This window comes from Streptomyces sp. NPDC050534 (assembly GCF_044457745.1).
In the GTDB taxonomy this organism is placed as follows: Bacteria; Actinomycetota; Actinomycetes; order Streptomycetales; family Streptomycetaceae; genus Streptomyces.
In genome coordinates, this window is record NZ_JBITHF010000021.1 from 42,938 (window position 1) to 54,491 (window position 11,554).

The following is an 11,554-nucleotide window of genomic DNA, read 5'->3' on the forward strand; positions in this document are numbered from 1 at the left end:
TTCCGCCGTCGCCGCTGGCATTCTCCGGGCGAAATCCCTCTGCCTGTCTCCGGACCGCCGACACGCCGACTCTCGCCCCGTCCATGAGTTGTGCGCGGTCCGCACGGTCTCATGGCCCGGCGGGCACACTTTCAACCAGCCACCCCCGCGACTGCAGTGCCGCGAGGTGGGGCTCGATGCGGCTTCGGTGCACGGCGAAGGTGAGCAGATGTGTGGGGCGGGTCGCCCCTACGAAGAGCAACTGCGCTGCTCTGCGCAGGGTGATCGGGGCGTCGGTCACCTCTTGTGCCTGTGCGACCAGGGCGAGTGTCTCGTGGACGTCGTACTTGCGGCCGCGGCTGTCGAGGCATTCGAGGATGAGGGTGGCCGCGTGTGTCTCGCCCTTGGCCCGCTGGATGGAGGTGGCTACGGCCGTCGTCGGGGCCGCCTCCTGCCCGACCGTGTCGGCGGGTGCAACGGGGCTTGGGATGTGGCGCAGGAGGTGGTCCATGCGCGGTGGTGGCGCGCCGTCGGCAAGCTGCGGCAGCAGCTCGCGCAGGCGCCCCATCAGGGCGTTCCACTGCACTGGGTCATCGATGTCGGCGCTGAGCAGGTCGAGCAGCAGTATCCGCATGTGCAGGCCGGCCGATGCGGCTCCGCGTTCGATGCGCTGGATCGCGGGCAGGGCGTTGTCGGCGTCCTGGCGGAACGCTCTGCGCACGGCGTCCCAGGCCTGGACGGTTGCGGTGCGCCGGTCACCGGCGGTCAGATGGGCGCGCGCTGAACGCACGGCGGTGATCAGTTCGTGCGTGGCCGGTGCGGCGGGCCGAGGGGTGAAGCCGGGCAGGTAGCAGCTGAGTGACTGGGGGAAGCCCTTGGCCGTTCCGGGAGTCAGCCGTGAGGCCAGGACGCGGGGTGGTGAGGCGGCCAGCAGCTGGTCGGGCACCGTTTCGCGGGCCAGGCGTTCGAAGGCGGGGACGACGCCGGCCACGCAGTCGTCGTCGAAGAGCAGCAACGCGATCGTCCCCTGCGGCCCGCCACCGTGGATGGCCTGGCGGTGCTGGACGGTCAGCAGGCTGGCCAGGTCGGCGATTTGGGGGCCGAAGCGGCGGCTGACGGGCAGCTGGGCCGCGCCCGGCTGGGGAAAGGCCGTGGGGCGCACGGGAGTTGGGGTGCGGTCGGTGAAGATGCCCTGGTTGACGTCGCCGACTCGCTGCACGACGGTGCCGGTGCTGCCGAAGACCTGGTCCAGGAGGTGCTGCTGCAGGTCGCTGGTGTCCTGCATTTCATCGAGCAGGACGAACGGGAAGCGGTGCGCGGCGGCCTGGGCGATGTCGGGGTGGTGCAGGAGGTGGTTCTCGGCGATGGCGAACATGTCGCTGTAGCGGAAGTGGCCTTGGGCGGCGAGATCCTTCTTGAGGCGGAGTAGTTGCTGCGCGCTGCGGCTCGTGCTCTTGAAGGGCAGGGTCCCGGCCGGGCCGGTGACGGTCAGTTCGCCGGCGTCGCAGATGTAGTGGGCGCCAGCGACGAGATCGCGTCCGTCATGGCGGCGTTCGGTGTATGCCTTCAGCGTGAAGAAGGAGCGGTTGTTGTCCAGCATGCGCAGGGCCGCGTGCTCGTAGGCATCGTCGTCGATGGCCTGGAGGTCGATGCCTTGAGAGCGCAGGGCGGGCAGCGCGAGGAAGGTGTTGGTGAAGGACTGGATGGTCCCGATGAAGTGAGGGAAACCCAGCAGGCGGCGTCCGGCCGGGGAGTCGCTGACGCGGTGGGTGATCTCGTCCTTGGCCGTGTTGGTGTGGGACAGGACGCAGATGCCGCGGGTCGCTGACGACCATCCCTGTGCGATCAGGGTGAGTTTGAGGCCGATGAGGCTGGTCTTGCCCGAGCCGGGCGCGGCTTGCAGGTCGAGGGACTCGGCGCTCTGCAGGAAGTCCCACTGCTGCGGGTGGGTGAGGTCGAGGCCGCGCCGTGCGGCCAGTGCCTCGGCCTTGTCCTTGGCCAGGGCGTCGGGGGCGAAGGGAAGCGTCATGGGTCAGACCGCCGGGGTGCACAGGTAGTCGAACGCGGCCAGCAGGTACGGGGGCAGGTCCTCGTCTGCGACCGGGGTGCACTGCAGCAGCCGGGCGGCGTGCTGGGCGGCAATCGTCTTGCTGGCATCGTCCAGGCGTAGAGGTCTGTAGATGTCCAGCGCGGCGTCGGTCAGGGACGTACCGCTGTCCTTCCACTGCTGCACCTCGAGCCGCGCCTCCTGGTCGAGTTCGTCAAGCCTGTCCGCAGTGGGCCACTTGTTCTTGGAGGCGACCGCGGAGCGGACCGCCTGGTTCATGAGGGTGGCCATGGTCCAGGAGGCGGCGGCCAGGTCGTACTCGAGGGTCCAGTGATCGGAGACGAAGGTGCGGACATTGCCGCTGTCCTCGGCAGTCAACTTACTGACACGCGCCTCGATCTGGTCTGCGCTCATCTCGGCAGAGCACTTCAGCTTTCCGCGCATCTCCTTGGGGGTGCCCGCGGGCACGAGGTCGCGGTCGCGGATGCAAGCCACGGTGACGGGGATCTGGGCGCCGTCACGTTGGAAGATGCGGCTGTAGCGGAACAGGCCGACACTGCCGACGTTGACGATGCTCACACCGCATTCGTTGAACGACCGTCCCACCGCCTGGGCCAGAGCCGGCAGGAAGATGGCCTCCGCGTCGCCCTCCACAACGGCGACACCGCGGGCGAAGAACAGGTTGGCCTTGGTGACGTCGAGGAAGCGGGAGAGGAAGGCGTAGTCATCAGGGTGCAGACGGGTCTGCCCCGGGGCCAGGCTGAAGGTCGCGCCGCGCGAGACGAGCGTGAGGTGCTCGACCGGTGTGGCGGAGGCGAGGTTGGGGCTGTGGGTGGTGCAGATGACCTGTACCGGCAGGGCCGGTTTGTCATCGGCTTCTCCGGCGCGTTCGCGCAGCAGGTCCATGATGCGGGTTTGCAGCTGCGGGTGGAGATGGGCCTCGGGTTCCTCGATGAGCAGCAGCGGGGCGAGTTCGCTGTTGCCCAGCAGGAGCAGCTCGGCGGCCATGAACAGTGCGTTGCTGTAGCCCAGTCCGTGCCGGGTCCATTCCTTGGTGCCGGCGAACAGGCGGAGCTCCAGGCGTTCCAGTGCCCGGGCGAGTGTGGCGTCGCCGGAGACGCCGATCTCGCCGCGCAGGGTGTCGGAGCCAATGGCGAACTTCTGCAGGTAGCTGGTGTTGATGTCGTCGCGGGCCGCGGTGATGGCCTTGTTGCGGCTGAGGTGATATTCGGTGCGCTGCAGGATGCCGACCAGGGTGCTGGCGGTGTCGTCAGCCGGGTCGAAGTCGCTGGTTGCCTGGTCCTTGATGGCGGGATAGCCGTTGAGGATCTGCGACAGGCGCGAGCCTCGTCCGGATCGCAGCTCGGCTTCGGCGTCCCGCAGCGGGCGCAGGTAGGTGGCCTTGAGCAGTTCCCGGGCGGTGCCGTCGAGGGTGGGGCCCTGGCCGTCGCGGCCGGTGCGGGTGACAAGGGAGACCCGGCTGGAGTGCGGGGGGTCGATCAGCTGCGCCCTTACGGTGACGTACAGGGAGCTGCTGCCGTCCGCCTCGGTGGTCAGCAGTTCCAGGAAGACGGCCTGCTCCTGCGGCGTGAGGTCCTTGAACCCGCAGGTGAGAGTGAAGCTGGCGGCACGGTCACCGCCGCGGATGTGGAAGTCGTCGGTGGTGATCCGGTAGTAGTCCCCCGCCGTGGTCTGCAGGCACAGGCGGATGGCGTCGATGACCGCGGTCTTCCCGCTGCCGTTCTCACCGACCAGGACATTGGTGGCGGGGCCGAAGTCCATCCGCAGCCGGGTGTCCGGGGCGCCGTCCTGTCCCGGAGCGGGGCCGAAGATCCTGAAGTTCTCGGCAAACAGGCATGCCAGGTACACGAAACGGCCCCCCGATAGTTCCTGCATTCCCGCGTCCTCCATGACGCAGGCGCTCTCAAGCCGCCCGCACCCCCAACGCCGGGCTAAACGGGCGACTTTGACGCATCATAAGCACACTTCCTTCACTTCATGTCCACAGGCTCAGAACTGGGGCACCTGACATACGAGTCCCCACTGGTAACAAGCAGGCGTCCCACGCCGCGCCGCCGAGGCCAACCGCGGCATCCATGCCCCGCACGCCTGCACCCCGTCGGCCGCATTCCTACCGGGGGGCACAGGCGCGGGGCGCGACGTACCAGCCACCGCACCCGCCAGCCGTGGCGCAGCGAGGGCTCACCGCCTCAGAAGGGCGGGACCTGCGCTGCATCGGAGAGGGATCTTTGACCGTCGCCTACCTCAGCGGGCAGCACTGCGCCGCTCGGTGCGCGATCCCCCAGCCCGCTGTCCGCTGTCCGCTGTCCGCCGGGCACGGCCCAGCCCAGTGCCCGAAGACTTCTCAACCGTGCTCTGGTACGCGGTGGTTGCGCACCAGAACCAGGTCGGCGCGGTACGGGATCAGCGGGCCGGGATGACGGTGACGGGAACGTCGGGGCAGTCGCCGAGCACGCCCTCGAGCGTGGACTGTTCCGCGGCATCGACGCTCAATCCCCAACGGGTCTTGTCCGCCACCCAGTCGGTGACGTACGTGCAGCGGTAGCCCGTGGCCGGCGGCAGCCACGTGCTGGGATCCTGGTCGGCCTTGGACCGGTTGGAGGAGGCCGAGACCGCGATCAGCGCACGGTCGTCGCCCAGATCGTTCGCGTAGGCCTCCCGTTCCCCCGCCGTCCAGGCAAAGGCGCCGGAGTCCCAGGCTTCGGCGAGCGGGACCAGGTGGTCGATGTCCAGGCCCCGGGGGCCGTCGAGGTAGCGGTCGTCGTAGGGCGAGTACCACCGGCCCCCGCTCAGCACGCAGTTGGGCCCCTGGGTCGGGGCGATGACCGCTTCGGCCTTCAGCACCTCGGCGCGGGTGTTGCAGCCGTCCCTGTCCGCGTCAATCCAGTGCCTGAACTTGCTGCGCTCATAGCCGGTGCGGTCCTCGGTGCGCACCGGGAGATGCGCGAGGAGGTCGCGTACGGGGGCAGTGACGGTGTCACCCGGTGCGGCAGCAGCCGGGGCGGCGTGTGCGGTGGTCGTCGGGATGAGGAGGGCAGCGAACACAGCAGCGGCTGCGGTCCGGGCGAAGCGCACGAGACAAGATCCTCTCGAAGATCACAGACAGTGCGTGATCTTCGTATCGGTTCACGCCGGCGTCCCGCCCGCGAACGCGGGTGACGCGACCCAGTCGGGGGTTAAGTCCGATCGTCTGACTCTCGTCCATCGCTGCATGCGGAGCAGCTCCAGCCGCACTCCCCCCACCGCGGGTGGTCCAGGATTGCTCTCGGGAGGAAATGGCCGGCGTGCTGATCGCCGCGCCGCAGCATGGGTGCGGCGGCTCCGGTGTTCATGGCCAGGGTGCCCCGGTGCCGCCTTCACCACCCGGTCCCACCGAGGCAGGCATGCTGCCCGGCCCACCGCCGGGCAGACAAGCGGGTCAGGCCGCCGACACATACACCGCGTGTCACCGACTCAACGAACCGCCTGGGTGAACGGCACGAGGAGCGTCAACGGCCACCTGCCCGTGCCCCGGTCGAGGGAGGTCCTCGGGAGCGGGCCGGGGCTGCTTCCCGCTGGGGGCCGCCCCGGCCCAGGCCCTCGCGGCCGGTTCGCGACCGGGGAGTGCTCCGGCGAATTCCCGACGGGCACAAGGATCAACTGGTGAGGGACTCGTGCTGGAGGGGAGGAACGCGAGCCCTCGCACGCGGCCTCCGTCCCACCGGCCCGGACGGTGGGCGCTGCCCTGACTTTTCCCCGTGCCGGCGCGGCCGACGCCCCGGCCGACCCGAAACGGCGGCTACAGTTCCGTTTCCGTCGTCGTCATGGCGTGCGGCGGCGCACAGCACCACGGGCGATCATGATGGCGTGGCGGGACCATGCGGCGTGGCACGACTCGCACACCGACTTGATCCAGCCGTACGGGGCATCACCACGGCGCCGACGGCGTCCGGTTGCCCCGCAGAACTCGCAGACGGCCGCGGACTGTTCCTCGGCGGACAGGATCAGGCCGCGGATCTCGGGGCCCGGCGGCCCCGAGGCGGTGGCGATGTGGACGCGAAGTGCGCCGAACTTTTCCTTGAGGTCCTCGACTCGGTAGTCCGCGTCCCAGGCGAGGAGTTGGGTGTGCAGTCGCAGTAGCAGCGGGTGCCAGCCCGGGCCGACGGCATGCAGCCGGTCGGGCAACTGCCGCGCACGGCGGTGTTCGGTGTGACGGTCGTGCATGTGGCCTGCTCTCTGCTGCCCGCCATGGGGCCGTGCCGGCGGCGGCGCGGCGGCATCCGGGTCGGTGCCCGTGATCGCTGCGGTCAGTTCCGGTGGCCGGCGAGCACGGTGAGGTAGTGGGCGTGCGGGTCGGGGGTCAGGCGTTGTCCGGACCATCCGTGGCAGAAGGAGCAGCTGGGCCCGTTCCATTCCCAGAAACTACTGAGGTCGAGGAGGTGGGCCAGGGGCATCCGTTCGGTGTTCGGGGTGAGGGGGCGGCCGTGCCGGCAGCCCCGGCCCACGGCGTGGGAGCGGCCCTGGTAGCGGCCGCTGAGGTTGCAGCCATAGACCCACACGTCGGCCAGCGGCCCCAGCGCGGCGGGGTTTTCCCGGAAGGGATACAGATCGAAGCGGCTGCCGGGGAAGGCGACCGCGGAGATCCAGGCGTCGCGCAGTCCTTCGTGCACGTACTTGATGCGGGCGGCCAGTTGGCGCAGGTCGGTGTCGTGGGTGGCCTGTGCGGCGACGGACAGGGCGGTGGCGCGGTCGTTGTGGCTCCAGCCGGAGCTCTCGCTCTCCCACTGGAGGTCGGACAGGCTCGCGGCGGCCGCCAGTCCGTCGCTGGGCTCCGTCTCTGCCGCCGGGACGGGAGCGGGTCGGACCGCCGGGGCGGGCGCGATCGGCGGGGCGTTCGGGATTGTGGCCGGCTCGGGGTGGGCGGGCTGGTCAGCGAGGTGGGCCTGGTAGGCGGCGGAGAGGTCTTCCAGGTCCTTGCGGCGCGCACGGTGCAGGTCGACGGGCTCCTGCAGGCTGGTATCAAGCAGCTGCACCCCGCGGTGCAAGGCGTGGAAGCCGATCGACTCCCACAGCGCGGCGATCTTGGCGTTGGCGGCGGCGCGGTAGGCGTCGCTCACCTCGTCGGGGTTGTCGGGCCATTCGGCCATGCCGGGCGCGGCCGCGGCCGCGCAGCAGCCGCCGGACAGGCGGCGGATCGCCTCGGCGGCAAACACCGGGCCCAGGCCGAAGCCGCGCCAGGGCCGGGCCAGGAACACCCGGTCGAGGATGAGCAGATCACCCACCGGGCAGTCGATGACGTCCTGGAAGGCGGTGGAGTACTCGCCGTCGTCGAGGACGGCGGAGGCGATGCCCTCCAGGTCTCCGGACCGGGCGTCCGCGACCATCCAGCGGTCCGTACCGGTGTCCTCGCGCAGCCGCCACAGGCTCAGATGGCCGACCTCGTCGCCGTGGTCGATGAGCTGCTGGCAGGCGTCGGTGCAGCCGCCGGCGCATTCCTCCTCCTCGCCGTGGTAGACGCGGATGGAGACCCGCCAGTTTTCGAGGGTGTCTTCGTCGTCGTAGGGCACGGCGTCGTGCTCATGGCTGTAGACCAGCCGCAACTGGGCCGGGTCACCGGGAAGTTCGCTGGCCGGTCGGCGCGCAAGACTCATGTCAGGGGAGGCTAGACGCCGCCACTGACAATCGGTCCGTCACGCCGTCGTGGGCTGGGGCTGGCTCTGGACCCGTTGCAACGGTGCCACCTGGTCAGGATCCGGGTGGCTGCGGGAACGCCTGCCGGAAGGTCAGGCGCTGCCGTTGCGGGCAGCCGGGGACGGCGCGTTGGAGGGTGGGCCGGGGCGTGGCCCGGCGGGGTTGCGCCAGGCCTGGATGAGCTGTCCCAGGCGGCGGGCGGGTGTTTCGCTCGGAAGGAACAGGACGAGCGCGAGGACGACGAGCGCGCTCGCCGTGAGTCCTGCGACCACCCAGCCGGGTGAGCCTGTGCCCACGATGGCCGTTGCGCAGGCGGCTGCCGCCCCGAGCAGGCCGCCGATGTGGCCCGCCCAGCTCATCATCGTGGCTCCTGGCAGATGGGGCGGCGCAGGGTCAGGGACAGCCGGGGTGCGCTGAGCAGCACCCGGAAGGTGAAGCGGGTGCGGGTGCGGCGGGTGGGCAGGACGGCCAGTTCCGCCTGCCATTCCTGTCGCCATCGGACTCGCTGTGTGCTGGGCAGCAGCATGGTGAGCAGGGCCAGCACGCGTGTGGTGACGGCGAATGCGGTGGGTACCGGCCGGAGCACGGCCGCGGAGAGGTCGTGCAGTTCCTGGCCGACGTCGGCCAGGCCGGCCGCGCGGGCCAGGGGTGCCAAGACGTCGATGGTCTCGCGGGCTTTGCCGTGCTGCTTGCCGGGTGCGACGAACTCGATGGTGCGCATGTTGTGGAGCCGGTCGGCGAGGCGGATGGCCAACACGGCCTGTTCCTGGGTCAGTCGGGCGATCGGCCTTGCGGCGTCGAGCCGGGGACTTCCCGGCCGGAGCGCACCGAGGTTGGCGGTGCGGACGTCCGACACCAGCTGGGCGACGTCCGGGCCGACGCGTTCGGCTACACGGCCCGGCGGGCAGAGGGTGTCCTCGACGTCGTGCAGCAGGGCGGCACAGACCACGGTCGGCGGCATGCCGACGTCGGCGACGATGGCGGCGACGGCGACACAGTGGGTGAGGTACGGGTCGCCGCTGTAGCGGGTCTGTCCCGCGTGCCAGCGGGCGGCCTCACCGTGGGCACGCTCGATGAGCGTGATGTCAACCTCGGGATGATGTGCACGCACGGCGGCCAAAATGCCGTCGAGGGACGGGCTGTTGCCGTGGCGCCTGCTCGGCCTGGCGGTTAACCCGTGGAAGGCCTTCATGACGCTCCCCCATCGCCGACCGGGTGCGCGGCCGCCCAGCCGGGCAGTGGCTGCTTGCGGGCGCGGTAGGCGCGCGCGAGGGCCAGGCGGGCCTGTTCGGCGCCGTCCTTGGTGATGTGGTAGAACCGGCGGCGCGGCCGACCGGCTTCCTCGTGTACGGCCGGGTCCTCCCAGGTGCTGTCCACCCAGCCGAGCTGTTCCAGGCGGGCCAGGATCGGATAGATCGTGCCCGACGGCAGTCCCGCCAGCTCGCACAGCTCGAGGCCGTAGCGCTGCTTGGCGGGATCTTCCAGCAAAGCCCGCAGCACCAGTTGGGTCTGCAGGGTCATACGCGGACTACCCATACTCGTACTCTACATAGCCTATATACGGGATGTCTAGAGAATGTGTAGCGGCCTGGAGCTGCGACGGCAGGTCGCTGCCCAGATCGATCTTCAGCCCTCAGCCGGAGTGAGAGCTCAAGGGCTGACCCAGAGCAGGCGATGGCGGTGAGCAGGTAGATGTCCGGGACGTACTTGCCAGCCGTGCAGCTCGCGTTTGGCCACCGTGCCGGTGGCCGTGTCACCCACGTCCGCAAGGCGGCTCCCGACCGGCACCATCCCCCGCCGCTGGTGCGATGCGGCCACACCTACCGCCGCAGCACCGACGACCAGGGCCTGATCTTCTCCTGCTTAACGTGACCTGATAGAAGGCTTCGAGGTCGTGCAGCACCGGTTGCAGAGCGAGGCCGTGGCCAAGTACACCCTCACCGCCGGAGGCGGCTACTTCTTCGTTTCCCCGCCCGGCAGCAGCCGGCTCGACGCACTGGCGTGAGCAAGAAGGTGAAGCGACCGCATGTCCCGTAGATCCCGGACGTTGCAGGAGACTCGGTCAAGGTCTACTCCATCCTCACCAGCTATCCATAGTTGGTAGAATTATGGATAGCCGGTGATAGTGCGAGAGGACGTTGACCTTGAGGGGGATTCAAATGAAGCTGACCGTCTTCCAGTTCGAGGGCACTCCCGAGGAACTGGACGCCTCGCAGGTGCTGCGGGAGCTCGCAGATCAGCGCCACGGCCCAACATCAGTGACCGCGCGAGGAGTTCGAGACGGTTCGCTGCCGACCCGGATCCCGGGAGTGGCCGACGAGGGCCAGGACGCCGTGCGGCAGTTGCTGAGTGGCAATCCGACTCGTGATCTGTTCGTTCAGTTTCTCGCAGAGACGACCAGCTGGGAGAACGTCAGCGTGCACGGCATCAAGCGCAAGAGCGCGCCGACCGAAGCTCCCTTGGATTACAGCCGCTACCTGCGTCTGCGCAGGCAGGGCTCGCAGTTCGGCGGCTTCGCCTATGCCTACGCGGAGCGCAGCACCATCAACCTTCGGCTCAACTACAGCAAGCAACAGCTCGAGGAGCTCGGCACTGGCACGGCTCGCACCCTCACCACCGGACACCGTGAGTACCGCGTCAGCGTCGACCTCAGGGACGAGACGAGCCTGCACCATGCCTTGCAGCTGGCCAAGCTCGCCTACGACGCCACCTGAACCAGCCACTCGCTACCCTGCGGATCCCGTCCTGCGCAGGCTGTATGACGACCGCGCCCCGGCTGTGGCAGCTAGACGAGGGCCAAGAGGCGGGTGGTGCGCCGGGTGACCTGGTGGCGTCGATGGAGGACGACCCCAACGGGTCATTCAGCGCCCGGTGTCACGCCCTGCCCTCCCGACAAGATCGGCTGGGGGTCTACGTGCCGTACCAGGTGGTGGGCGTGGATGTCACCGGCGCTCAACTCCGGGGTGCACAGCTGCTCGGTGCGGACGGATGCTCAGGACCCGGACGACTGCTCTGCAGACCACATTCATGAAGGTGCCGACCGAGGAGGGCTTCCGCCGCCCGCTTGTCTGCCACCGCGTCGCCGAGGAAACCGTGCCGATCCCGAGCTGTACCCGCGTACGGCCTGGGCGGATTCGCTGTGCGGCGAGCACAAGGCAATACCGGCGCCGATCGCCGCTACGCTGAACATGCCACCCTGGGCTCGGGCCGAAAGCCCGGCAGGGACGCTCTCAGGAAGAGAGCCGCAGGACCGCCGACCGCGAGGCGTGCGCCACCCCCACGCGGACGACACCACGGCAGGTGTTTGCCGTCTCTGTTCTTCCGCCTCGTAGGAGACTCCCGATGCATCGGGACCCACAATCCCCGGTACCTGCTCGCCCGGAACCACCTGACCCGCCCAGCACAGGTCTGCCGTCCGAGGGGCCGCCACTGCTGTCTGTGCACGCCGCCGTGGTCTTCCTGGCCGCTGGCTTCATCGGCTTCACCATGGGCGGGCTCGTGTTCCTCTCCGAGAAGTCCCTGCCCAAGGCCGTCGCCGCGGGCTTGGCGTCCTTCGGGCTCAGCGTTCCCGTGCTGCACCAGCTGATCGGCTGATCGGCGGTGGGGCCGGGCTGGCCTTCCTGCCCGGCCCCACCGCCTCTCGGACGTCAGGCGGCGCTCGACTCGAGGACGTGACCGCCGCGCCGCTTTATCTCCCCTGGGTCGTCCAGGATGACCGCGAGAGGGAACAGCCCACGTGCTGATCGCCGCGCCGCAGCATTTGGGTGGCGGCTCCGGTGTTCATGGCCACGTCGCCCCGGAGGTGCCGTAGCCACCGGGTCACACCGGATTGAGATC

The 11,554-nt window shown here is 69.5% G+C and carries 10 protein-coding genes; 2 read left to right on the forward strand and 8 right to left on the reverse strand.

Translation table 11 applies throughout. From position 1 onward, the window contains the following. Positions 1-109: 109 nt before the first annotated feature. From ACIBN2_RS43470 to ACIBN2_RS43505, 8 genes are all read right to left on the reverse strand, one after another. Complete coding sequence (locus ACIBN2_RS43470; protein ID WP_399143291.1) at positions 110-2,008, reverse strand: UvrD-helicase domain-containing protein; 1,899 nt, start codon at positions 2,006-2,008, stop codon at positions 110-112. A 3-nt stretch (positions 2,009-2,011) separates the two neighbouring features. Further along, positions 2,012-3,895 (reverse strand): ATP-dependent nuclease, encoded by a 1,884-nt coding sequence (locus ACIBN2_RS43475; protein ID WP_399143293.1) that lies wholly within the window; start codon positions 3,893-3,895, stop codon positions 2,012-2,014. Positions 3,896-4,450: 555 nt separating this feature from the next. After that, the gene (locus ACIBN2_RS43480) at positions 4,451-5,122 is read right to left on the reverse strand and encodes an HNH endonuclease family protein (RefSeq protein ID WP_399143295.1); all 672 of its coding nucleotides are present in this window, start codon (positions 5,120-5,122) and stop codon (positions 4,451-4,453) included. A 726-nt stretch (positions 5,123-5,848) separates the two neighbouring features. Continuing rightward, positions 5,849-6,250, reverse strand: a complete 402-nt coding sequence (locus tag ACIBN2_RS43485; protein WP_399143296.1) for a hypothetical protein — start codon at positions 6,248-6,250, stop codon at positions 5,849-5,851. An 83-nt stretch (positions 6,251-6,333) separates the two neighbouring features. Then, positions 6,334-7,677: a hypothetical protein gene (locus tag ACIBN2_RS43490; RefSeq protein WP_399143298.1), complete on the reverse strand. Its 1,344-nt coding sequence runs from the start codon at positions 7,675-7,677 to the stop codon at positions 6,334-6,336. A gap of 132 nt (positions 7,678-7,809) precedes the next feature. Continuing rightward, positions 7,810-8,079 carry a hypothetical protein gene (locus ACIBN2_RS43495; RefSeq protein ID WP_399143300.1) on the reverse strand — a complete coding sequence of 90 codons (270 nt, stop codon included), beginning with the start codon at positions 8,077-8,079 and terminating at the stop codon, positions 7,810-7,812. Further along, the gene (locus ACIBN2_RS43500; protein WP_399143302.1) at positions 8,076-8,828 is read right to left on the reverse strand and encodes an HD domain-containing protein; all 753 of its coding nucleotides are present in this window, start codon (positions 8,826-8,828) and stop codon (positions 8,076-8,078) included. Before ACIBN2_RS43500 ends, ACIBN2_RS43495 begins: the two co-directional genes overlap by 4 nt. Before the next feature lie 77 nt (positions 8,829-8,905). Beyond that, positions 8,906-9,253 (reverse strand): PadR family transcriptional regulator, encoded by a 348-nt coding sequence (locus tag ACIBN2_RS43505; RefSeq protein WP_399143303.1) that lies wholly within the window; start codon positions 9,251-9,253, stop codon positions 8,906-8,908. 623 nt (positions 9,254-9,876) lie between these two features. Here ACIBN2_RS43505 and ACIBN2_RS43510 point away from each other — a divergent pair. Further along, positions 9,877-10,431, forward strand: a complete 555-nt coding sequence (locus tag ACIBN2_RS43510) for a hypothetical protein (protein WP_399143304.1) — start codon at positions 9,877-9,879, stop codon at positions 10,429-10,431. A gap of 724 nt (positions 10,432-11,155) precedes the next feature. After that, the gene (locus ACIBN2_RS43515; RefSeq protein ID WP_399143306.1) at positions 11,156-11,311 is read left to right on the forward strand and encodes a hypothetical protein; all 156 of its coding nucleotides are present in this window, start codon (positions 11,156-11,158) and stop codon (positions 11,309-11,311) included. Positions 11,312-11,554: the final 243 nt, after the last annotated feature.

Excerpts from the sequence above, each read along its gene's own strand:
- ACIBN2_RS43470 (WP_399143291.1), bottom strand. The coding sequence starts at position 2,008 with ATGACGCTTCCCTTCGCCCCCGACGCCCTGGCCAAGGACAAGGCCGAG.
- ACIBN2_RS43485 (WP_399143296.1), bottom strand. The coding sequence starts at position 6,250 with ATGCACGACCGTCACACCGAACACCGCCGTGCGCGGCAGTTGCCCGAC.
- ACIBN2_RS43490 (WP_399143298.1), bottom strand. The coding sequence starts at position 7,677 with ATGAGTCTTGCGCGCCGACCGGCCAGCGAACTTCCCGGTGACCCGGCC.
- ACIBN2_RS43495 (WP_399143300.1), bottom strand. The coding sequence starts at position 8,079 with ATGATGAGCTGGGCGGGCCACATCGGCGGCCTGCTCGGGGCGGCAGCC.
- ACIBN2_RS43505 (WP_399143303.1), bottom strand. The coding sequence starts at position 9,253 with ATGGGTAGTCCGCGTATGACCCTGCAGACCCAACTGGTGCTGCGGGCT.
- ACIBN2_RS43510 (WP_399143304.1), top strand. The coding sequence starts at position 9,877 with ATGAAGCTGACCGTCTTCCAGTTCGAGGGCACTCCCGAGGAACTGGAC.